Below are 20507 nucleotides of genomic sequence, written 5' to 3'. Positions count from 1 at the left end.
TACTCTTACACTTTATCCCAGCGCACATTGCAGTTTTTCTTGGCCGCTGCCGTCAGCAACTGGACCAAGGGGTAGGCACGATTAGCGAGGCTCACCTGATCGTCATCTTCTTCAGGGCTTAATGGATTGTTATTTTGTTCCCTGTCAATGGCTTCTTTCAAGTGTTTGAGAGCCTGGGGTATTTCATCAGCAACCATGGCGCCTGGAACGATGCCGCTGTGCCCCATCATCTTTAATAACCGTTGGGCGATATCCCCCAGCATGGTTATATTTTCATACGCATCGCTTTTAAATTTGACTAACATACAGCTATCCTTCTCTGGTATCAAACAGGTAGGAATTATATACCAATTATTTATTAGGAAACGAGAGGGCGCTTATTCCGTAAGCACAGGCTGGCATTGGGGGCAGAAAGCGGAACTTCGGCCGCCAATAACCTGGACCTCAATGGCACAGCGGCATTGAAAGCAGGGTTGGTTTTTGCGGCCATAGACTTGCAGGCTATGGGTAAAATACCCCGGTTTCCCGTCCCCATTATAAAAATCGCGAAGCGTGGTCCCGCCGGCTTCAATGGCACGCTGCAATACAGTCTGGATATGCAGGCTCAAGCGGTTAAATTGCTCACGACTTACCCGCCCGGCAGGGGTGAGTGGGTGAAGGCCGGCTAAAAAAAGACTCTCCGTGGCGTAAATATTGCCTACACCCACGACAATCCGGTTGTCCATAATGAACGACTTGATGGTTTGGGTTTTGCGTTTTGCCTTTTCAAACAAATAGCCGCCGTTAAAGGTATCGCTGAATGGCTCCGGCCCCAGATGACGCATAAGGGGGTGGTGCTCCAGCTCATCGGCAATGTATAACCACAAGCCGAAGCGTCGCGGGTCATTGTATCGCAGAAGGGTACCATTGCTTAACAGCAAGTCGATATGATCATGTTTTTGGGGTGGGGGAATGTTGTCTTTAAGCAGGCGCAAATGGCCGGTCATGCCTAAATGAATCAGGAGATAATCGGTGTCGAAATGGAGCAGGATATATTTGGCCCGCCGGCTGACTGCCATAATTTTTTTGCCGGTACACGTGGCTGCCAGCTGTGCAGGCACGGGTTGACGCAGGCGCGAATCCCTTATAATCAGCGCGCTGATTTCCTGCTCCATCAGAAACGGTTTTATGCCTTCCTTGGTGGTTTCAACCTCAGGTAATTCCGGCATTAGTCTTTTTCTTTATGCTCTATTATCCGTCCCTGTGGCGTATCCTGTTTAACCTTGGGTGGGAATAGCGCGTTTTTAATCAGAGAGGCCACCCAGAGGAAACCACCGATAAACAATCCCCAAACCAGGACATAGGAAAACATGATAAACAGACCGATTAACAGCGAAACGGCGACGCCCATGACTAAAAAAGGTACAATACTTTCTATTATTCGTTTAATATTATCGTTCATTATGGAGTCCTGTTATCCGATGCACCGTAAATTATTCCTGTTTTAACTAAAATTATCGTTCACAAGTCGACCTGATGCAATGCGGTTTGTGCAATTTGTGGTATGATCATAAAAGTGAGGTATAATTTATATTTCCGCACAAGCCTTGATTTAATAGCGATTAATCCCATCTCCAGGTTGAGCGGATTAGTTTAATCGGCTGTTAAATAACTGGCAAACAATTCTTTTTTTGGGGAGTAACCAAATGATTTATGGGGTTTTGAACCTTTCATTTTGGGGATATGTCATCGCCACCATCGTGTTAACGCAAATCACGATTGCTGCAGTGACCATCTACCTGCACCGCTACCAGACACACCGGGCATTAACGCTTCATCCGGTTGTCAGTCATTTCTTTCGTTTGTGGCTTTGGCTCACCACTGGGATGGTGACGGCAGAGTGGGTTGCCATTCATCGTAAACACCATGCGACGACGGACGTTGAAGGCGATCCCCACAGTCCCAAAGTACTTGGCATTAAAAAGGTATTCTGGCAAGGCGCTGAACTGTACCGGGAAGCCTCCAAAGACAGGGGCATGATTAAAAAATATTCCCATGGTACGCCTAATGACTGGGTAGAACGCAACGTCTACAGCCGCTTCAGTTCCAAGGGTATTCTCATTATGCTGTTGGCTGACCTGCTTCTTTTTGGTATTCCAGGCCTCACCATCTGGGCCATTCAGATGATGTGGATTCCACTGCATGCGGCCGGCGTTGTTAATGGGATTGGCCATTATTGGGGCTATCGCAATTTCGAATGCCCGGATGCAGCGACCAATATTTTCCCCTGGGGCTTCTGGATTGGCGGTGAAGAATTGCATAATAATCATCACACGTTTGCGTCTTCTGCCAAGTTTTCGGTGAAGTGGTGGGAGTTTGATATTGGTTGGATGTATATCCGCCTCCTGTCTTTCCTGAAATTGGCCAAGGTTAAAAAATTACCGCCCAAGCTCGCCATGGAAGAAGGCAAATTGCATGTTGATTTAGAGACGGTCAAGGCCGTTGTCAGCAATCGCTTTCAAGTCATGTCTTACTACTACAAACACGTTGTCCGTCCGATTCTGAAGATGGAAAAGCGTGTCCGTCTTGAGAATAACGATACCGACAAAAAACTTTTCCAACGCGCCGGACGCCTCCTGCGCCTTCAGGACAGCTTATTGTCGCCCCGGGCGAAAAGTAAATTACAGGCTTTGCTGGCTAGCTGCGAGCAATTGCACCTGGTTTATACTTACCGGCAATCGTTGCAAAATATCTGGCTTAAGACCGCGAGTTCCCAACGGGAACTGGTCGAGGCTTTGCAGCAATGGTGTAAACAGGCTGAAGAGTCGGGTCTTGATGTGTTAAAACAATTTGCTCAGCAAATGAAAGGCTTTGTACCCAAACCGGTTAAAGCCTGATTATCCAGGGGAGGTGTAACCTCCCTTTTTTCTACTTAAGCCCAACCAGTATGGGTTCTCTGGCTATACTTTCAATAAGACATCAAATTATGGTGATTCATGATTGACTTTCGGCTTGTTTTGCTTTGAAGTAATGAATTACCAGTCACACAATTGAAAGGAGTTGTTTATGGAAAAAATGACAGCCGTTGTAACTGGAGGTACGGGAGGAATTGGCACAGCAATATGCCAAAAATTAGCTTCTGAGTATCAGGTCATCGCATGCTACTTCAAGGATGGAAAGCATGATGAAGCCAAAGCCTGGCAAGAGCAGCAACGCAAAGCCGGTTTTAATGTGGATATCCTCTATGCGGATATAGCCAGTTTTGCTGATTGTGAAAAGCTGGTTTCCCTGGTCAATGAACGCTATGGCCACATTGATGTGCTGGTCAATAACGCCGGGATTACTGCTGATTGCAGCCTTAAAAAAATGACTCCTCAGCAATGGCAGCAAGTCATTGATGCCAATCTGACCAGCGTCTTTAATATTACCCGCAATGTACTGCCCGCCATGCTGGATAGGGGATATGGACGTATTATCACCATTTCATCGATCAATGGCCGTAAGGGCCAGTTTGGTCAGTGTAATTATGCTGCCAGCAAAGCCGCCTTGTTTGGTTTCAGCAAAAGTCTGGCCCTGGAAGTCGCCAGTAAGGGCATTACAGTCAATACCATTTCACCAGGGTACATTGAAACGCCCATGCTGGCTGGTGTGAAAGACGAAGTGTTGAAAAGTATTATTGCCAACATTCCAGTCGGACGTTTGGGTCGACCTGAAGAAATTGCCGATGCTGTGGCTTTTCTGGCTGCGCGCGAATCCGGTTTTATTACGGGTGCCAACCTGGATATTAATGGTGGTCAATATATGTAATGTTCTGCTTCCTCATTTAAGTATAAAGAGAAAAAAATGGAAAAAGACAAGGTGATATTGGTAACAGGAGGCACTGGGGATATCGGCACTGCCATTGCCAAAGAGTTGAGCAAACGTTATGGTCAAATCATTGCGTTGGATGTCGTCTCCAAAGCCCAGGCAACCGAATGGCTGAGTCATCTTAAGAAAGAAGGCTATGATCAGATAGCCTTCCGGCATATGGATGTCACTCAGTTTGACGAATGCCGGTTAACTGTTGCTGATATTCTTGTCGAATATGGCCGCATCGACGTGTTGATTAATAACGCGGGGATTACCCGCGATGCCGTCTTTCATAAAATGACGCAAGAACAATGGGACGAGGTTTTGCGTGTCAATCTCGATGGCATGTTTAACGTGACTCGCCCTGTGGTTGAAATTATGCGCGATCAGGAAGGGGGCCGTATTGTCAATGTGTCTTCCGTGAATGCGCAGAAAGGCCAATTTTCCCAAGCCAATTATGCCGCCTCCAAGGCTGGTATTTATGGTTTTACCAAAAGTTTAGCGCAGGAATTGATGAGTAAAAACATTACGGTGAACAGCATTTCGCCCGGTTACGTCAATACCCGCCTCATGAAAGGCATCCGGCCTGATATACTGGATTCCATCATTAATTTAATCCCGGCAAAACGACTGGCTGAACCGGAGGAAGTGGCCTGGGCTATTGAGTTCTTAATCGATGATCGAAGCCGCTACATTACCGGAGCCAATTTAAGTATTAATGGTGGCCTGCATATGTATTGACAGGCCGCTGGTTTAGAGAATTAAATGACCAGACTTGTAAAAAAATATAAAAATAGACGATTATACGACACTGAAAAAAGCCAATATATCACGGTTGAGGAATTGCAGCGTTACGTTATTGATGGCATCGCTTTTCGCGTGGAAGATTCCGTCAGCAATAAAGACATTACCAGTGCGACCTTACTGCAGATCTTTGTGGAGATGGAAAGCGGCGCCAGTCAGTTTTTGTCGGTTGATATGTTAAAGCAGCTCATTATTCTGGCAAATCATCCCATGAGTCAATCGTTTAAAAAGATGCTGGAGCAATTGTTTGTGACCATGGAAAAATCCCTGCAGAACAATCCCTATTTAAGTGATTATAAAACAACCAGCGATCTGTGGTCTCAACAAATGCAACAACTCCTCAAGCAGTGGCAGGGTTTTTTTAAATAATTATGCTGCACTGCAAAAAATATTGCAAAATCCCTTGACAGGCATGGTAACAAAGGACTAATCTATTATTGTGCACTGCAACATATTGGGGAGAAATGAAATGGTAAATCAAGCCTATTTTGAAAAATGGAGCGAAATCGCCAAGAAGGTTCAAGAGCCTGTTCAAGCGATCGCTGAGTTAAATGTCAAGACTTTACAAAACCTGTCTTACATTAAACCTGATGAACTGGCTAATCTGAAAAAGCCGGAAGAATTATTCGACAAGCAAATTAATGTTGCGTTGGAAAACGGTCATAAAGCGCTGGATTACATGCAAAAGTCGTTTCAAATCATGGAAAAAGCCATGCTGAATTTTGCTAAAGATGTTAAAAAAGCAGAACAAGTGGCCAAGTAATTCTTCACCCTTCTAAAACAGCCGCTCAAGCGGCTGTTTTTCTATATCGTTATCACGGATTATTCCGCCTTCACTAGTCAGGCCACTGGATAAATGAATGGGATTTTCAGGCTTTCTTATTGAAACGCCCAATGGACTATCCATTTCATGGGAATTATGTCAGTTTATAGGTTTACTTTGATGAAGGCCTGCCATTGGAACACAGTCATTCGCCCTTAGACATCAAACGTCGGCTAAGTACCAATCAGCAAAATTATCTAAGGGACTGGATTTATGGCGGTATCGATGGGGCTGTCACCACGTTTGCAATTGTCTCTGGCGTGGTAGGCGGTAAACTGTCATCGCTGGTTATCCTGATACTGGGTTTTGCTAATTTACTGGCGGATGGATTTTCCATGGCAGCAAGCAATTACCTTGGAACGAAAGCTGAACAGGAGCGTTATCAACAATACAAAGCCATAGAAGAAAAACACCTCCGCCTTGAACCCGAAGGTGAAAAAGCCGAAATACGTGAAATTTTTGCTGGCAAAGGCTTGCAGGGTGAGATGCTTGAACAGCTGGTTGAGATTATTACATCCAATCGGGGTTTATGGTTAAAAACCATGCTTCAGGAAGAATATGGTTTACCCAAAGCCGTGCCGTCGCCTTTGAAATCAGCCGCCTGGACATTCTTTTCTTTTCTGATTTTTGGAGCAATCCCGCTGTTACCTTATGTTTTAAACAGGCCCTCTGCCTTTTTCTACTCCTGCCTGCTCACAGGATGCACGTTTTTCATCATTGGTGCGATTAAGAGTCACTGGTCTCCCAAGTCCTGGTATTATTCAGGATTTGAAACACTCACCTTAGGCGCCGTCACGGCGGCCTTAGCCTATTTCATCGGTTGGGCTTTGCACTATTATCTGGCCTGAATCAGCCCTGGCTGATAATCAACACCCCAATAAAGATGAGGGTTCCGCCAATTAAAACGGATGAATTGGCATGGTTTTCACGAAACAGCAGCCAGGTAAAGAAAATGGTAAACAAGGGATAGATTAATTCAATGATGCCGGCAGCGGTGGCATTTTTAGCGCGCACCGAGAGCGCAATCAGATAACTGGCCATGCTGACGACGACAATCTGGATTAAGGTGAGAATCAATAAATTGGGTTCATTACTCAGGGTTTGCCAGTCTTTTTTAAAGGGACCTAAACCGGCAAGCAATGAAAACACCATGGCACCCAGGAGCATTTCCAGTGCAAGTAGTGTAAAAATAGACAAGCTGTGCAAAAGCTTTTCCGCCAGGGAATAATTTAAACCCCAGAGCAGGGCTGCTAATAAAGCAAATACTATCCACATTGTTAGTCCGCTTTATGTTGGGTTTCTCCCCATCGTCTCACAAGATCGAGATCAAAATCAAAGAGATCGAGAATGCGTCCGACACTGTGATTGACCAAATCATCAATGGTGGCCGGCTGAGTATAGAAAGCGGGAACCGGCGGTGCGATAATGGCGCCCATTTCCGTAACGCTGACCATGTTGCGCAGATGCCCTAAATGCAGCGGTGTTTCTCTGGCCATTAAGACCAGTTTGCGACGCTCTTTCAAAATAACATCGGCTGCCCGGGTTAATAAATTGCTGGTACAACCGCTGGCAATGTCAGCCAGCGTGCGCATGGAACAGGGGGCGATGATCATACCTAAGGTTTTATAAGAGCCGCTGGAGAGGCAGGCGGCAATGTCATGGATGTTGTACGAATGACTGGCCAGTTGCTCCAGATCCGAGGCTGTGTAGGCGGTTTCGTAATGACGGGTTTGTTGGGCTGCTTTGGTCACAATCAGATGCGTTTCAACCGACAGTTGCCGCAATATTTCAAGCAGGCGAATGCCGTAAATAATGCCTGAAGCGCCGCTGATACCAATAATAATACGTTCTTTCCTGCTCATGATCGTTGTTTTTGCCTAAGGGGTAACCCATAAAAATACCACAAAAAGTGTTATTTTTCTCCATGTTCGCTGACCCGACGGCAGGACGCGAGGATTTCCTCCAGTCTATTTACCCCCAGTTCGTGCATTTTTTTAATGTTGTGCTCAGGAATTTGCGAGGTGTCGCCATAATAGGCAATTGCTTGTTCAAGCTCATCTTCACGCAACAGGTGCAGCATGGGGTAAGGCGAGCGATTGGTATAATTGGCCGCATCGTTAAAATCAACAGCGTCAAAACAATAGTCTGGATGGAAACTGGCCAGTTGATAAATGCCTTCATAGCCGCTGTCGTTTAAGAGTTGCTCGGCTAAGCCAAGGAAATCGAGGTAATCAAAAAAAGCATGGAATTGGTGAGGGAAAATCAGGAGGGTGGTGGCGATGGCGGCGTCATTATCCAGTAAAGTCACCTCGTCCATCAGTTTGTACAAGGCTTGCTCGGTATCCTGACTGACTGCCACGGCCAGGCGCAGCGTCTGCCGCGTTACTTCCCGTTTGGCGAAAGGGCAAACGCCATATTCAATAATAAACTGTTTAACCCACTGCCGGGTTTGGTCAATGACCTGTTGTTCAGAGAGGCTCATGATGATTGAAAATTGTAAATTATAACAGCTTTTGACACTTGCTATAATTAAAAAGCAATCTCGCTATGGAAAAAATGATGAATAAACACGTAATGCCCTTGCTTGCTTTGCTTTGGCTGTCTGAAAGCCAGGCGTTGCAGCCATTGAGTTTCAAGTCACCCTATAATGATGAGATGCTGCCATCGCCTTTTCCGGTGTATGTCACTGAGAATCAGGGGGTGGTGAATCATCCATACCCCGGTGCAAAAAAAGTTTTACTACCCACAGACAACAGCTACAGCGACAAGCCGGGCTGTTACGTGGCTTGTTATTCGCATCGCCCAGGAGTATGCGCGGTCTCACCGGATATCAGTGTGATGGGGCAGGTGCGTGTGCCGGGGGAATACATTGGCCGCAATTGTCAGCCTAAAGCCTATGAATGGCAGGATATCAGTCAGGCAGACGCCTTTAGCCAATTGTGTGCGCAAAAAATCAAAGGCTGCGCCGCCGGCGACTGCTGGGCCGGCGGTGATACGGGCGGCTGGTTTGGTATCCAATAGCCCATTGTTAATCGGTCGTGGCTTGAGGATGAGTAGCAACGTCGGTTTTGTATGTTTTAAAAACGTAAGTGCCAGGCGCCTTGACGAGTCCGGGGTAGGGCAATTCACGGAAGACCGGCGCCTGAACCAGCCGTCCTGACTCTTTTTTAAGCCATGCCATCCATTCCGGCCACCAGGAGCCGGCAAGATGAGTGGCTTCCTTGAACCATTCATCTGCTGTCTGGTCGGTACGGTTATTGCGGTAATACCCGTATTTTTCCACATTGGGGGGATTGACAATGCCGGCAATGTGGCCGGAACCACCCAACAGGAAACGTTTCTTACCTTTCATCAGCTCAAAGCCTTTGTAAGTGGTTTTCCAGGGCGCAATATGATCTTTCAGGGTGGAGACAAAAAAAGTGGGAATCGTCACCTGTGTGACGTCAATGGGGACGTGATTGAGCAGCACTTTACCCGGTTTGACCAGGTAATTATGCAGATACATCCAGCGTAAATAGGTCGAATGCATTTTCGCCGGCATATTGGTAGCATCGGCATTCCAGTACAGGATGTCAAAGGGGACGGGATTTTTTCCCTGCAAGTAATTTTTAATGAAAAAACTCCAGACCAAGTCATTGGCACGCAGGGAGTTAAACGTACTGGCCATAAATCGCCCATCCAGGTAGCCTTTCAGTTTCATCTGTTCTTCAAGACGCGCGATTTGGTGTTCGTCAATGAAGACGGAAATATCACCGGGATCACTAAAATCAATCATCGAGGCCAGGAAGGTTGCGCTGTTCACAGGCATCATTTTACTGGCATTGTAATAAGCCAGAAGGCAGGCCAATAACGTGCCGCCGATACAAAAGCCCAGAGTATTGACTTTCTTGACTGCCAATTGCTTGCGGATAATGTCGATGGCTGTCATCGGGCCTTCATCAAGGTAATTATAAAGGCCCTTATTGGCATAACTGGCATCCGGGTTGACCCAGGAAATCATAAACACGGTTATACCCTGTTCCACTATCCATTTCACAAAGGAATTATGCGGACTTAAATCAAGGATGTAATATTTATTGATCCAGGGTGGAATAATCAGCAGTGGAATGGCGTTGACTTTCTCTGTTTGAGGCGTGTATTGGATGAGCTCCATCATGTCGTTGCGGAAAATGACCTTACCCGGTGTAGTCGCTAAATTTTCTCCAATTTTAAAGGCGTCGGTGTCTGTCATTTTTATAATGAGCCGGGTGGAGCCGGATTCCAGATCGGTGAGCAGATTATGCAAACCTTTCAATAAATTTTTGCCATGGCTTTGGATGGTCTCTGCCATCAGCTGTGGATTGGTGTGCAGGTAATTCGCAGGCGACAAGGCATCGAGATACTGGCGGGTAAAAAACTGGACGCGTTTTGCCAGTTGCTTATCGCCATAATCGATTTGTTCCAGCAGGCAATTCATGTGTTCACTGGCCAAGAGGTAATGCTGGCTTAATAGATTAAAAAAGGGATTATTAACCCACTCTTCACTGCTGAATCGTTTGTCTTCAATCGGCATGGCTTTGCCTTCAAGCCAGTGGGTGAATTGGTCCTGGGCCAGACTCATGGCGTCTTTCCAATAGGCTACCTGCATTTGCCAGACCTGCTCGGGATTTTTAAGCAAAGTCAGCATCAAGGAAATAAAATCATTGGTGACATCTGAATACTGCTTGATTAAATCCAGCACGTGAGTCGGCTGTGTTTGAAACTCCGTCATCAATTTAAGGCTTTTTTCAGCCACGACCTGCATGATATGGCTAAGTTCCGCGTCGTGAGTCATCCTTGCTCCTGCTATCCGTTTGCTGTTCTATTCTCACGCTTTTTAGGCTAGATTAGCAAGTAGGGAATTTACCGAGAGAGTAAGAATTGAAAACAAATGCCAAAACCCGAAAAATAAGCTGGTACACCCTGTTAATCACGACCGTGGTGGTGTTGGCGGTTCTGTATTATTTTTGGGAGTATTACCTGTTCAATCATTACCTCGGCGGTTTCACACACGAAGGCTATCTGGTGCAGCGTTCGCATACTGGTCTGCATTTTTTCCTATCCGTATGGCCATTATGGGCTTTCCCTCTGGCGGTGGGCGTGGGGTTAACCTTGCTTTGGCACGAAGCCACCCTGAATCAGGCCAGGCAGCGCATTGAACAGCTTGAGCAGGAACGGGCCTCATGGCACGAGGCTGACGCGGTCAAGCCCCTTGTTGAAAAGCACCCGAAAGCAACCAGAACGCCAGACATGATTCCGGCCGTGAATAAAGAATACGATAAATTAAGAACAGAGTACGACGCCTTGCAGCAGGATTATCAGGCCAGTCTTGATTTTATTGAGAAATTATTATTGAGATTGAATTCTTCAGAAACACAATGATGTTAATTTTTCTATAAGGTTCTTTCGGTTATAATTGGAACAACGAATCCAGAAAGAAAACCTTATGTCATACAATTCAGTCGAAATACTCATTTATGCACAAAAAGTGTGCAAAGAGTTCAATGTTGAAATTCCTGCGTTAGAGACCCCTGTAACCTGGGAAGAGGCAAAACAAGGGATAATGAAAGCAGCCAAAGCGTTTGAAGAGGCTCCTATCGGCATTGCGACCAACGAGACGCGTCAGCGTCTGTTTGCCTACCTGTTGATTGCGATTGCAAACGCGGTGCATTTTGTGGATAAAAACCCAGGTTATCGCACGCGGTTGGATGTCTACATTGGCAGTGCGCTTAAGTACGCAAAAGAATTTGAAGTGCTTAATCAGATAAAGCCACCTCAATTTTATACACGCGAGACAAGGCAAACACCGGCAGTGAGTACAGCGCCTCAAGAGAAGGAAGAGGTATTGTCTAATGGTCAAAAAGAAGCCATTTTCAGCCGAATGGGCGAGATTTTTTATCAGGACGCAAATGCCCTGAAGCCATTATCTGAAGAACAGGAACGGGAATTAAGTGAAGTGGAGGCATTTGTGGAGGCATTTAAAGAGCGTCCTGCGTTTGTCAAGCTTTGCAAGTATCAGGAATTCCTAACGAAGGATAACCGCACGCATTGGTTTAAGGATAAAGATAAAGCAGCCAACCTGGGGATTCTTATTCAATGCCTTGAGGGGGCTAAATCCAATGATGAGATAACCCATATTCTAAGCGATTTTTATGCTGGAAAAGGCCGGGAAGAGAGTTTGTATGAAAAGTTAAATCGCGGCCAGGGTCTCACCAGCCGCTTCATGGGTTTGTTTAATTCCAATACGCACACCACGACGCTGGAATTAATTGACAAGCTGGCTGCCCCTTTTGGGATTGGTAATCTGATTCCTTCAGCGCCCGCGCCTAAATAATCGCGCTTCCGCATGTCGCATTCCGACATGCGGATTCTTCTCAAATTCATCTGTTTCAAGTTATAATCCCCCATTTCGTTTAAGCTAAGTCCTGATGCACCTCAAACAGTTAAAACTGGCGGGTTTTAAATCTTTTGTCGATCCCACGACCGTGCCTTTTCCAAGTCAGCTGGTGGCTGTGGTCGGCCCTAATGGCTGCGGTAAATCCAATATTATCGATGCCGTGCGCTGGGTAATGGGCGAGAGTTCGGCAAAAAATCTGCGCGGTGAATCCATGACCGATATTATTTTTAACGGGTCATCGAATCGCAAGGCGCTCGGCCAGGCCTCGGTTGAACTGCTTTTTGATAACAGCTTAGGCCGTTTAACCGGGCAATACGCAAGCTATCAGGAGCTTTCGGTCAAACGGGTTGTTACCCGCGATGGCGAATCCCTTTATTACCTCAACGGCACGCGCTGCCGGCGGCGCGATATCACCGATATTTTTTTAGGCACCGGGGCTGGCGCCCGCGGTTATTCCATCATTGGGCAGGGCACCATTTCCCGTCTCATCGAGGCACGGCCCGACGAGTTGCGGGCTTACCTTGAAGAAGCCGCCGGCGTGTCCAAATACAAGGAACGCCGCCGCGAAACCCTGACGCGTATTCAGCATACGCATGACAACCTTGCCCGGGTAGCGGATATTCGCGAAGAACTGGATAAGCAATTGCAGCGTTTGGAGCGTCAGGCAAAAGCGGCAGAACGCTACCAGCAACTTAAACAGGACGAGCGCCGGCTGAAAGCGGAAATCCTGGTTCTTAAGTGGCAGGGGCTTTGCGAAGAGCAGGGGCGTATAGAGCAAACCATCCAGCAACAGCGCATGAACTACGAAGCAGGCCAGGCCCGCTCGACCGATGTTTATCAACAAAGCGTGGCCCTGCGTGAAATGCTGCATGAAGAGGACGCTGAGTTGCAGAATGTGCAGAACAGTTATTATCAGGTGGGGACGGAAATTGCCCGCCTGGAAGAAAATCTGCAGCAGCAGCAGCGTGACAGGCAGCGCCTGATGACTGCCCGCGCCCAGTTGCAGGACGATTGGCAGTCCTTGTCCGCACAGCAGGCGCAGGATAGAGAAGCCCTGCAGCAAAGTCAGGATACGCATGAACAATGCGTGACCAATGTGCTGTTGCTTCAAGATGAACTGGCCGCCAAAGAGGTCATTTTAAAGCACTATCAGCAGCAGCAAATCGATTGGCAGCAGCAGGCTGACCACGTCCAGGGGCTCCTCAATAAAGCGCGCCACGATCAACAAATGACCGCCTTGACGCTGCAACACCTGGGGCAGCGCCGTCAGGAAACGCAAACCCGTCTTGATAATCTGATGAGGAACGATGCCGAGCTGGATACAGCCAGGCTGCTTGAGACGCTGGAACACCTGAAAGCAGAGGCTCAAAGCCTGCGTTTACAGGTTGACGAACAGCAGCAGGCGCATCAGTCTCATGCCCTGCAGGCGCAGGTCATTGCTCAGGATTTAAAAGCCATTGAACAGGCCATCCGCACTGAACAGGATGAAGGGTATGCCCTGCACACGAAGCAGGCAGCCCTGTCGGCCATGATCCAAGCTGCCCTGGGGCGTCATGAAGAGAGTCCGCTGGACGAAAATTGGAAAACAGAACCGCGTTTAGCCGAAGTGTTGCAGGTCGATAAAGACTGGCAGGCTGCCTGTGAGATGATTCTTGAGGATCGGCTGCAAGCCGTCGTTGTAGAAGACATGACGTCCCTTTATAACCGGCTTGAAACCGAGACATTGCCGGGTGATTGCTGGTTTGTCAGCCCGCACGCCCGTCCTGTTTCAACACAGGATCGGCCGTGCCTGTCCGATAAAATGCAGGGGTTCAGCGCCTGCGGACCCCTTGATTTTACTACCATTTTAGCGGCTGCCGATCTAAATGAGGCCATGACCTGGCTTCCCACGCTCGGTGCACACGAATCCATTTTGACTCCGCAGGGATACTGGCTGGGGCCGGGTTGGTTAAAAGCCCCCACACTTGCCCACAACGACAGCCAGAGTATTTTTGCCAGGCAACAGGCCTTGACTGAACTCTCGGAGCAACTGGAGCAATCCCGTCTGCGTTTAAACGGACTACTGAAACAACGCGATGAAAAACATGAGCAACTGGTGGTTGTTCAGGAGTTGACGACCACGGGTCAGCACGCGTTGGCAGAGATAAAGGATAGTCTGCGTCGAGTAGACGCCGAGATGCAACAGCAGGAACGTGCTCTACTGCAAGCCAATCAACAACTCAGGCAACGGGCGGATGAACAAGAGGCCTTGTTGCTTAAATTGCAGTCCTTAGCCGAGGAGCACCATGAACTGACTGTCAAGTCGGAAGACGAAGCACAAGTCATTGAGGAGCTGGCTCACCGTTATCAGCAATTACAGGATGGCAAGACGACCTGGCTTTCAGAATTGCCTGCAAGCCAGGCTGCCGTAGACACTGTGCGAGCCTTACTTCATCAAGCGGAATTACAGGCTGAGCGCGAAAAATTGAAGGTCGGCCAACTGCAGGAGGCCTTGAAACGCAATGAAGAGCGCCTGCAAATCCTGCATGAGCGTCTGGAGGATGTCCAAGGCCAGCTCTTGCATGTGCACGATCCCGATACAACCCTTAAATCCTCGCTTGAGGAAAAAATACTCAAACATCATGAACTGGAAGAACGGCTGGCGCAGCACCGTGAATCCCTCAATCACCTGAACCAGCAGATTGAGGGATTATCCGAGCAATTGAAAGCGTTCGACAAGCAAAGCCGCGAATTGCAAAACATCATCCAGGAGGCGCAAATCGAGGAACAAACGCTCAAAGTCCGTGCGGCCGGGCTGATTGAATCCTTAACAGAACTTGGCGTGGCGCTTCAAGACGTATTGACCGGACTTGAGCCTGAGGCCGTCTTGCCAGTGCACGAGGAGGCGCTAATCGACATTGTCAATAAAATCCAGCGTCTGGGCGCCATTAATCTCGCAGCCATTGAGGAATATGAAACGGAATCCCAGCGTAAACAGCATCTGGATTCGCAATATGAGGATTTAGAAGACGCACTGGCGACCCTGCAAACAGCCATTGAAAAAATGGACAGAGAGACCCGGCAACGGTTTCAAACAACCTTTGATGAAGTCAATCAGCGGTTTCAAGTACTGTTTCCACGTCTTTTTGGCGGTGGACGTGCCCTGCTTGAGCTAACTTGTGATAATCTGTTGGAAGCTGGTATTGTGGTAATGGCGCAGCCCCCCGGTAAACGGAACAGTACGATTCATTTGCTGTCTGGAGGGGAGAAGGCGATGACGGCCGTGGCATTGGTTTTTGCCATTTTTCAATTAAATCCGTCCCCCTTCTGTATGCTGGATGAAGTCGATGCGCCTTTGGATGATGTCAATGTCGGACGATTTTGTACTTTAGTGAAAGAAATGTCACAATTCGTTCAATTCCTGTTTATTACCCATAACAAGGTAACCATGGAACTGGCGGATCATTTAATTGGAGTAACCATGCGTGAACCCGGTGTGTCGCGCATTGTTGCAGTGGATGTTGAACAAGCCTTGTCCATGAGCGAGACTTGATAAATACCAAGAGCGACGTCAAGGGCTCTTTAATTACGAGGAGTAAACCATGCAGGCAAACTGGAGTCTGATACTCAATGTGCTATTACTCATTGGTGTAGTGGTTGCCATTGGCCGCCTGATGAAAGCCAGAAGGCAGAGCCTAAACCACGCGGCCTATCAACCCTCGCTGGGTCAGGCAGCCGAACCAAAGCATTACGATGATATAATCGCTATCCGTAAAGTCAACCTTCAACCGCAAGGGGGGGAGGAACTGCCTGAGTTTACTATAAAAACCCAGTCAACCGAGGGGCCATCCATTGTGTCTGATGAACAGGGCACCCTGGACGAGGTAGAGACGCGTGTGGAGATCCGGCCAATTGAAACCCTTAGTGATGCCCGGCCTGCTCTGGACTCTCGCCCCATGGAAGCAAGACCCGTCACTAAAAATGATCCGGGTCAATCCATCATGATGTTTTTATTGGCGAAAGAAAACCGCCAGTTGGCAGGCTATGAACTGCTGCAAACGGTATTGGCGGCCGGTCTTCGTTTCGGCGAGGGGCATCTATTTCACCGCCACCAGCAGGCCAATGGTCAGGGGCCTGTGTTATGCAGTCTGGCCGCGGCTACCGCAAGCGGCGCGTTTGATTTGCAAAATATTGGTGCATTCAGCGTACGTGGTCTGTGTCTGTTCATGCACACTTCCGGTAATTCCAACATCGACGCCGAACGCTTTGCTATCATGCATGAAACCGCCAAACAATTGAGCGATGGCCTGGATACTTATCTGTTGGATGACATGCGGCGTCCGCTGAACGAAGAAAGCATCGCCCGTTATCGTCGTGTACTGAATATTCCCTGTGAACGCGAGCTGTCGGCCCTGGCTTGATTGCTGCCCTCAACACATGCAATTGACGCTCAAGGTCAAACCGGCCAGCCGCGTCGATGCCTTGTTTCTAAATGACAATCACCTCATCCTTGCACTCAAAGGCAGCCCACAGGAGGGTAAAGCCAACAGGCAGCTTGTGGTTTATCTTGCCAAATTGCTGGGTTTGACGCAGAAGCAGGTGGTGATTGGCAGCGGCCATCAGGTTCGTGAGAAAAGAGTCTGCCTGCTGGTTGAGGAGGCGGAGCAGAATCAGGTGCTGCAACGCCTGGATGAAGTCCTGGAAATAATCTAATTTTGCAAATTATGCACAATTTGGCCATGAATTAGGGGCTGCTCTGGTGAGTTTGCCTAATAACCATTACACTAGTCATTTTAACCCTTGCAATCATTATGAACTTAAAAACAATTGCCGAGCTTTTGGGTTGCGCCCCGGCGCCAGACATTGAAATCAATGGCATTGCCATCGACAGCCGCGTATTAAAACCAGGCGAATTATTCATTGCCTTGCGGGGCGACCGTTTCGATGGCCATGATTTTATTACCGAGGCGGCGAGCAAAGGGGCGGTAGCCATTGTCTGCGAACAGGCTTGCCCAGGCATTTCCACTCTGCAATGCGTTGTCCCCTCAAGCCTTGATGCCCTGGCGAAACTGGCTGCCAGCCATCGCCGCAGGATCGATTGCCAGGTTATTGCCTTGACTGGCAGCAATGGAAAAACCACCGTCAAGGAAATGATTGCAGCGATTCTGCCCCAACCTTCACTGGCTACTCGCGGCAATCGCAATAATCATATTGGTGCGCCTTTGACTGCTCTTGAGCTCAAACCGGAGCACCGTTATGCCGTGTTTGAGCTGGGTGCTAACCATCCGAAAGAAATTGCCCATACCGTGGCGGTCGTGCAACCGCAAGTGGCGCTCATTAATAATATCGCCCCCGCCCATATTGAAGGGTTTGGCTCCATTGATGGCGTTGCCCGGGCCAAAGGTGAGATCTATGAGGGATTACCGCCTGGCGGCACCGCGGTAGTGAATGACGATGACGACTATGCCCATTTTTGGGATGGTCTCCTAAGCAGTAAAAAGGTGCTGCGTTTTTCCCTTCACAAACCGGTTGACGCGCATGCGCGGGATATCGTGTTCGATGAGCGCGGTTGTGCCCGATTTACGCTGGTGTTGCCGGCTGGCGACAGTCCGATTCATTTACAGGTTCCTGGCGAACACACCATTCGCAATGCCTTAGCCGCCGCGTTGTGCTGTTTCGCAGCCGGTATTGATTTGGCGACGATTGCGCGCGGCTTAAATCAGTTTAAAGGGGTCGCCGGGCGCATGACTTATTTGCACGGCCATAACGATGCCCTCATCATTGATGATACCTACAATGCCAACCTGCGTTCTGTCCTGACTGCGGTGGACGTATTATCCAAACGGCAGGGCCGCCGCATTCTGGTGTTGGGCGACATGGGCGAACTTGGTGCATGGACACAGCAGCATCATGAAGAAATCGGGCGGGCTGCCCAAAGCAAGGGCATTGATTTGCTCATGACCTGCGGCAAGCACAGCGAATTCAGCAGCAAAGCCTTTGGAAAGCCGGCATGCCATTATCAGACCCAGGATGACTTGGCCCGGGATTTGCTGCCGCATCTGAATAAAGACACAACCGTGCTGGTGAAAGGGTCACGGTCGGCAGCGATGGAGAAAATTGTGCATAGACTGGTGGGTTGATGAATCCAGTTATGCTATGCTTGGCAACTTTTTGCACGGTCTGACGCCGGCTGCAATCGAATCAATCTGACAAAGAGGAACAGACACCATGCTTTACTGGTTAACGCAGTTATTTCAAGGACAATATCATGCGTTCAGGGTTTTCCAATACATCACTTTCCGCTCCATTTTAGCGGCGTTGACCGCTTTGCTGGTGGGGTTGTTTTGCGGCCCCATGATGATTAAGTGGCTGAGAAACCTGCAAATCGGGCAGATGGTTCGCAATGATGGCCCGCAAACGCATTTGTCCAAAGCGGGGACGCCGACCATGGGCGGCCTGTTGATTTTAGTGGCGATTACATCCAGTTGCCTGTTATGGGGTGACTTGCGGCAACCGGCGCTTTGGCTGGTGTTACTGGTTACTTTAGGTTTCGGCGCCATTGGTTGGGTGGATGACTACCGCAAAGTGGTGCGTAAGAACAGCCGCGGCTTGCCCGCCCGTTGGAAATATTTCTGGCAATCCGTGGTGGCCATTCTCGCGGTGACCTTCCTCTATTTTAATGCCAGCATTCCTGTGCAGACACAATTATCGATTCCATTTTTTAAAAACTGGCTGATTACTTTAGGCCCCTTATTCCCTGTCCTCGCTTATTTTGTGGTTGTAGGCAGCAGTAACGCCGTTAATCTGACCGATGGTCTGGATGGTTTGGCTATCATGCCCATCGTCATGGTTGCTGGTGCATTGGGTATTTTTGCTTATGCCAGCAGCAACGCCCTGTATGCTCATTACCTGGCTATTCCCTATATCCCCAATACCGGGGAATTGACTATATTCTGTTCGGCTATCGTTGGCGCAGGCCTTGGCTTTCTGTGGTATAACACCTACCCTGCGCAGGTCTTTATGGGCGATGTCGGCTCGCTTGCGTTGGGAGCCGCCCTGGGTATTGTCGCCATCGTGGTTCGTCAGGAGCTGGTGTTATTAATCATGGGTGGTCTTTTTGTGATTGAAACCGTGTCTGTCATACTCCAGGTGGGTTATTTTAAGTACACGGGGGGCAAGCGCCTGTTTCGTATGGCGCCTTTGCATCATCATTTTGAATTGAAAGGCTGGTCAGAGCCTAAAGTGATTGTGCGGTTTTGGATTATGACGGTTATTTTTGTCCTTTGTGGTTTGGCAACCTTAAAATTACGGTAGGCGAAAATCATGAATCAACCATGTTATCTCGTTGCAGGCCTGGGTAAAACAGGACAGTCCATCGCCCGTTATCTCAAGAGGCGAAACGAGCCGTTTATCGCCTTTGATACGCGGACCCAAATCGAGGGGTTAGCCGATTTTCACAGCGAATTTCCTGGCGTCGATGTGTTTCTGGGGCAAATGCCCGCGACTGTTTACCCTCACCTTAAAGCCGTGATTACCAGCCCCGGCGTATCGCTGGAGGAACCATTTCTGAAACAGGCGACGGCCTGCGGTATTCCGGTTTATGGTGACATTGAATGCCTGGTGCGGGAGATCACAGCGCCAGTGATTGCGATAACCGGTACCAACGGCAAATCCACGGTCACCATGCTGGTGGGCGAAATGGCTAAAGCCGCCGGCCTCCGTGTGGCGGTGGCCGGCAATATCGGCAATCCGGTCCTCGACTTGCTGGATGACGGCATTCACTATGACGTGTGGGTCCTCGAGTTATCGAGTTTTCAACTGGATTTAACCCATTCCTTAGCCGCAAAAGCCGCCACCATTTTAAATATTACGCCTGACCACCTTGACAGGCACCACACCATGACAGCTTATACCGAATCCAAGCAGCGTATTTACAGGCAGGCTGATTTACTGATTTATAACCGCGAGGATAAAGCAACGGCCCCTCTGGCTTATGATGCCGGGCGAATCAGCTTTGGGCTGGATAAACCAGAGCCAGGGCAATGGGGCATTATAAATGACGGTAAGGAGTCATTTTTAGCCTGTGGTGATGAACTCATTCTTGCTGTGGACAAGTTGCACATTAAAGGCACCCACAATTGGCAGAATGCCCTGGCGGCTTGTGCGCTGGCCAAGGCCTTAGGCATTGGCCGTGAAGCCATGGTCACGGTTTTAACCACCTTTGCGGGCTTGCCTCACCGCTGCCAGTGGGTAAGAACCCTGCAGGGTGTGGATTGGATTAATGATTCCAAGGGAACCAATATCGGCGCGACGCAATCAGCGATTTCAGGCATAGGCGGCGCCATACAGGGTAAAATCGTGTTAATTGCCGGCGGGTTGGGAAAAGGGGCGGATTTCACTGACCTTCGCCAACCGGTGAGCCGGTATGTACGTTCCATGGTGTTAATTGGCACGGATGCCGACAAGATTGACAAGGCCGTGGGTGATTTGGTGCCGGTCTTGCATGCCGCGTCCCTGGATGACGCAATTATTCAGGCGAAAAATCAGGCCCAGGCGGGGGATGTGGTGCTGTTGTCCCCAGCCTGCGCCAGCATGGACATGTTTCGTGATTTTAATCATCGTGGCGAACTGTTTGCCAACCTGGTAGGACAATTGTGA

Annotated in this window: 22 protein-coding genes; 15 read left to right on the top strand and 7 right to left on the bottom strand. The window is 48.7% G+C overall.

Going from position 1 to position 20507, the window contains the following annotated elements:
* Window positions 1-5: 5 nt before the first annotated feature.
* From Lery_RS12740 to Lery_RS12730, 3 genes are all read right to left on the bottom strand, one after another.
* A complete protein-coding gene (locus Lery_RS12740) occupies window positions 6-305 on the bottom strand; it encodes a DUF1840 domain-containing protein (protein ID WP_058527615.1) in 300 nt (99 codons plus the stop codon).
* A 72-nt stretch (window positions 306-377) separates the two neighbouring features.
* Window positions 378-1208 (bottom strand): bifunctional DNA-formamidopyrimidine glycosylase/DNA-(apurinic or apyrimidinic site) lyase, encoded by an 831-nt coding sequence (gene mutM / locus Lery_RS12735; protein ID WP_058527614.1) that lies wholly within the window; start codon window positions 1206-1208, stop codon window positions 378-380.
* Window positions 1208-1441, bottom strand: a complete 234-nt coding sequence (locus tag Lery_RS12730; protein WP_058527613.1) for a hypothetical protein — start codon at window positions 1439-1441, stop codon at window positions 1208-1210. The genes mutM and Lery_RS12730 overlap by 1 nt, the downstream gene beginning before the upstream one ends.
* Before the next feature lie 244 nt (window positions 1442-1685).
* On the opposite strand from Lery_RS12730, the gene Lery_RS12725 reads away from it, so the two are divergent.
* The 6 genes from Lery_RS12725 (at window position 1686) to Lery_RS12700 (ending at window position 6303) form a co-directional block, all read left to right on the top strand.
* Window positions 1686-2876 carry a DesA family fatty acid desaturase gene (locus Lery_RS12725; protein ID WP_058527612.1) on the top strand — a complete coding sequence of 397 codons (1191 nt, stop codon included), beginning with the start codon at window positions 1686-1688 and terminating at the stop codon, window positions 2874-2876.
* Window positions 2877-3045: 169 nt separating this feature from the next.
* On the top strand, window positions 3046-3786 hold the full coding sequence (gene phbB, locus Lery_RS12720) for an acetoacetyl-CoA reductase (RefSeq protein WP_058527611.1): 741 nt from the start codon (window positions 3046-3048) through the stop codon (window positions 3784-3786).
* A gap of 36 nt (window positions 3787-3822) precedes the next feature.
* Window positions 3823-4569, top strand: a complete 747-nt coding sequence (gene phbB, locus Lery_RS12715) for an acetoacetyl-CoA reductase (RefSeq protein WP_058527610.1) — start codon at window positions 3823-3825, stop codon at window positions 4567-4569.
* Window positions 4570-4593: 24 nt separating this feature from the next.
* Window positions 4594-5001 (top strand): polyhydroxyalkanoate synthesis regulator DNA-binding domain-containing protein, encoded by a 408-nt coding sequence (locus Lery_RS12710; RefSeq protein ID WP_058527609.1) that lies wholly within the window; start codon window positions 4594-4596, stop codon window positions 4999-5001.
* A gap of 100 nt (window positions 5002-5101) precedes the next feature.
* On the top strand, window positions 5102-5395 hold the full coding sequence (locus tag Lery_RS12705; protein ID WP_058527608.1) for a phasin family protein: 294 nt from the start codon (window positions 5102-5104) through the stop codon (window positions 5393-5395).
* A gap of 194 nt (window positions 5396-5589) precedes the next feature.
* Complete coding sequence (locus Lery_RS12700; RefSeq protein WP_237759227.1) at window positions 5590-6303, top strand: VIT1/CCC1 transporter family protein; 714 nt, start codon at window positions 5590-5592, stop codon at window positions 6301-6303.
* 1 nt (window position 6304) lies between these two features.
* Here Lery_RS12700 and Lery_RS12695 read toward each other — a convergent pair whose 3' ends face one another.
* Genes Lery_RS12695 through Lery_RS12685 form a run of 3 tightly spaced genes read right to left on the bottom strand, consistent with a single transcriptional unit; the run spans window position 6305 to window position 7937 of the window.
* Complete coding sequence (locus tag Lery_RS12695; protein ID WP_058527606.1) at window positions 6305-6730, bottom strand: DMT family transporter; 426 nt, start codon at window positions 6728-6730, stop codon at window positions 6305-6307.
* A gap of 2 nt (window positions 6731-6732) precedes the next feature.
* The gene (locus Lery_RS12690; protein ID WP_058527605.1) at window positions 6733-7317 is read right to left on the bottom strand and encodes a UbiX family flavin prenyltransferase; all 585 of its coding nucleotides are present in this window, start codon (window positions 7315-7317) and stop codon (window positions 6733-6735) included.
* A 50-nt stretch (window positions 7318-7367) separates the two neighbouring features.
* Window positions 7368-7937 carry a DUF1415 domain-containing protein gene (locus tag Lery_RS12685; RefSeq protein ID WP_058527604.1) on the bottom strand — a complete coding sequence of 190 codons (570 nt, stop codon included), beginning with the start codon at window positions 7935-7937 and terminating at the stop codon, window positions 7368-7370.
* A gap of 77 nt (window positions 7938-8014) precedes the next feature.
* Between Lery_RS12685 and Lery_RS12680 the strand changes: the two genes are divergently transcribed.
* Window positions 8015-8476 (top strand): hypothetical protein, encoded by a 462-nt coding sequence (locus Lery_RS12680; protein WP_058527973.1) that lies wholly within the window; start codon window positions 8015-8017, stop codon window positions 8474-8476.
* 7 nt (window positions 8477-8483) lie between these two features.
* Here Lery_RS12680 and Lery_RS12675 read toward each other — a convergent pair whose 3' ends face one another.
* Window positions 8484-10268, bottom strand: coding sequence for a PHA/PHB synthase family protein (locus tag Lery_RS12675; protein WP_058527603.1), 1785 nt, complete (start codon window positions 10266-10268; stop codon window positions 8484-8486).
* An 86-nt stretch (window positions 10269-10354) separates the two neighbouring features.
* Between Lery_RS12675 and Lery_RS12670 the strand changes: the two genes are divergently transcribed.
* The 8 genes from Lery_RS12670 to murD all read left to right on the top strand — a co-directional run bounded on the left by Lery_RS12670 (window position 10355) and on the right by murD (window position 20507).
* Window positions 10355-10855, top strand: a complete 501-nt coding sequence (locus tag Lery_RS12670) for a hypothetical protein (RefSeq protein ID WP_058527602.1) — start codon at window positions 10355-10357, stop codon at window positions 10853-10855.
* Between the two features lie 64 nt (window positions 10856-10919).
* A complete protein-coding gene (locus tag Lery_RS12665; RefSeq protein ID WP_058527601.1) occupies window positions 10920-11807 on the top strand; it encodes a hypothetical protein in 888 nt (295 codons plus the stop codon).
* A 94-nt stretch (window positions 11808-11901) separates the two neighbouring features.
* Window positions 11902-15402, top strand: coding sequence for a chromosome segregation protein SMC (gene smc / locus Lery_RS12660; RefSeq protein ID WP_058527600.1), 3501 nt, complete (start codon window positions 11902-11904; stop codon window positions 15400-15402).
* Window positions 15403-15451: 49 nt separating this feature from the next.
* Window positions 15452-16270 (top strand): cell division protein ZipA C-terminal FtsZ-binding domain-containing protein, encoded by an 819-nt coding sequence (locus Lery_RS12655; RefSeq protein WP_058527599.1) that lies wholly within the window; start codon window positions 15452-15454, stop codon window positions 16268-16270.
* Window positions 16242-16562: a DUF167 domain-containing protein gene (locus tag Lery_RS12650; RefSeq protein ID WP_131750967.1), complete on the top strand. Its 321-nt coding sequence runs from the start codon at window positions 16242-16244 to the stop codon at window positions 16560-16562. Before Lery_RS12655 ends, Lery_RS12650 begins: the two co-directional genes overlap by 29 nt.
* A gap of 98 nt (window positions 16563-16660) precedes the next feature.
* Entirely contained in the window at window positions 16661-17989 is a 1329-nt protein-coding gene (locus Lery_RS12645; protein ID WP_058527597.1) for a UDP-N-acetylmuramoyl-tripeptide--D-alanyl-D-alanine ligase, read from the top strand.
* A gap of 88 nt (window positions 17990-18077) precedes the next feature.
* Window positions 18078-19163, top strand: a complete 1086-nt coding sequence (mraY, locus tag Lery_RS12640) for a phospho-N-acetylmuramoyl-pentapeptide-transferase (RefSeq protein ID WP_058527596.1) — start codon at window positions 18078-18080, stop codon at window positions 19161-19163.
* Window positions 19164-19172: 9 nt separating this feature from the next.
* Window positions 19173-20507, top strand: a complete 1335-nt coding sequence (gene murD / locus Lery_RS12635; RefSeq protein WP_058527595.1) for a UDP-N-acetylmuramoyl-L-alanine--D-glutamate ligase — start codon at window positions 19173-19175, stop codon at window positions 20505-20507.

The sequence above is a fragment of the Legionella erythra genome (assembly GCF_001467615.1).
Taxonomy (GTDB): domain Bacteria; phylum Pseudomonadota; class Gammaproteobacteria; order Legionellales; family Legionellaceae; genus Legionella_C; species Legionella_C erythra.
Note: the sequence above shows the minus strand (reverse complement) of the source record. Positions and strands in the feature narration are given on the sequence as shown.

What these genes read in the sequence shown, in the direction of transcription:
- Lery_RS12740 (WP_058527615.1), bottom strand. Translation starts at nt 305, where the DNA reads ATGTTAGTCAAATTTAAAAGCGATGCGTATGAAAATATAACCATGCTG.
- mutM (WP_058527614.1), bottom strand. Translation starts at nt 1,208, where the DNA reads ATGCCGGAATTACCTGAGGTTGAAACCACCAAGGAAGGCATAAAACCG.
- Lery_RS12730 (WP_058527613.1), bottom strand. Translation starts at nt 1,441, where the DNA reads ATGAACGATAATATTAAACGAATAATAGAAAGTATTGTACCTTTTTTA.
- Lery_RS12725 (WP_058527612.1), top strand. Translation starts at nt 1,686, where the DNA reads ATGATTTATGGGGTTTTGAACCTTTCATTTTGGGGATATGTCATCGCC.
- phbB (WP_058527611.1), top strand. Translation starts at nt 3,046, where the DNA reads ATGGAAAAAATGACAGCCGTTGTAACTGGAGGTACGGGAGGAATTGGC.
- phbB (WP_058527610.1), top strand. Translation starts at nt 3,823, where the DNA reads ATGGAAAAAGACAAGGTGATATTGGTAACAGGAGGCACTGGGGATATC.
- Lery_RS12710 (WP_058527609.1), top strand. Translation starts at nt 4,594, where the DNA reads ATGACCAGACTTGTAAAAAAATATAAAAATAGACGATTATACGACACT.
- Lery_RS12705 (WP_058527608.1), top strand. Translation starts at nt 5,102, where the DNA reads ATGGTAAATCAAGCCTATTTTGAAAAATGGAGCGAAATCGCCAAGAAG.
- Lery_RS12695 (WP_058527606.1), bottom strand. Translation starts at nt 6,730, where the DNA reads ATGTGGATAGTATTTGCTTTATTAGCAGCCCTGCTCTGGGGTTTAAAT.
- Lery_RS12690 (WP_058527605.1), bottom strand. Translation starts at nt 7,317, where the DNA reads ATGAGCAGGAAAGAACGTATTATTATTGGTATCAGCGGCGCTTCAGGC.
- Lery_RS12685 (WP_058527604.1), bottom strand. Translation starts at nt 7,937, where the DNA reads ATGAGCCTCTCTGAACAACAGGTCATTGACCAAACCCGGCAGTGGGTT.
- Lery_RS12680 (WP_058527973.1), top strand. Translation starts at nt 8,015, where the DNA reads ATGAATAAACACGTAATGCCCTTGCTTGCTTTGCTTTGGCTGTCTGAA.
- Lery_RS12675 (WP_058527603.1), bottom strand. Translation starts at nt 10,268, where the DNA reads ATGACTCACGACGCGGAACTTAGCCATATCATGCAGGTCGTGGCTGAA.
- Lery_RS12665 (WP_058527601.1), top strand. Translation starts at nt 10,920, where the DNA reads ATGTCATACAATTCAGTCGAAATACTCATTTATGCACAAAAAGTGTGC.
- smc (WP_058527600.1), top strand. Translation starts at nt 11,902, where the DNA reads ATGCACCTCAAACAGTTAAAACTGGCGGGTTTTAAATCTTTTGTCGAT.
- Lery_RS12655 (WP_058527599.1), top strand. Translation starts at nt 15,452, where the DNA reads ATGCAGGCAAACTGGAGTCTGATACTCAATGTGCTATTACTCATTGGT.
- Lery_RS12645 (WP_058527597.1), top strand. Translation starts at nt 16,661, where the DNA reads ATGAACTTAAAAACAATTGCCGAGCTTTTGGGTTGCGCCCCGGCGCCA.
- mraY (WP_058527596.1), top strand. Translation starts at nt 18,078, where the DNA reads ATGCTTTACTGGTTAACGCAGTTATTTCAAGGACAATATCATGCGTTC.
- murD (WP_058527595.1), top strand. Translation starts at nt 19,173, where the DNA reads ATGAATCAACCATGTTATCTCGTTGCAGGCCTGGGTAAAACAGGACAG.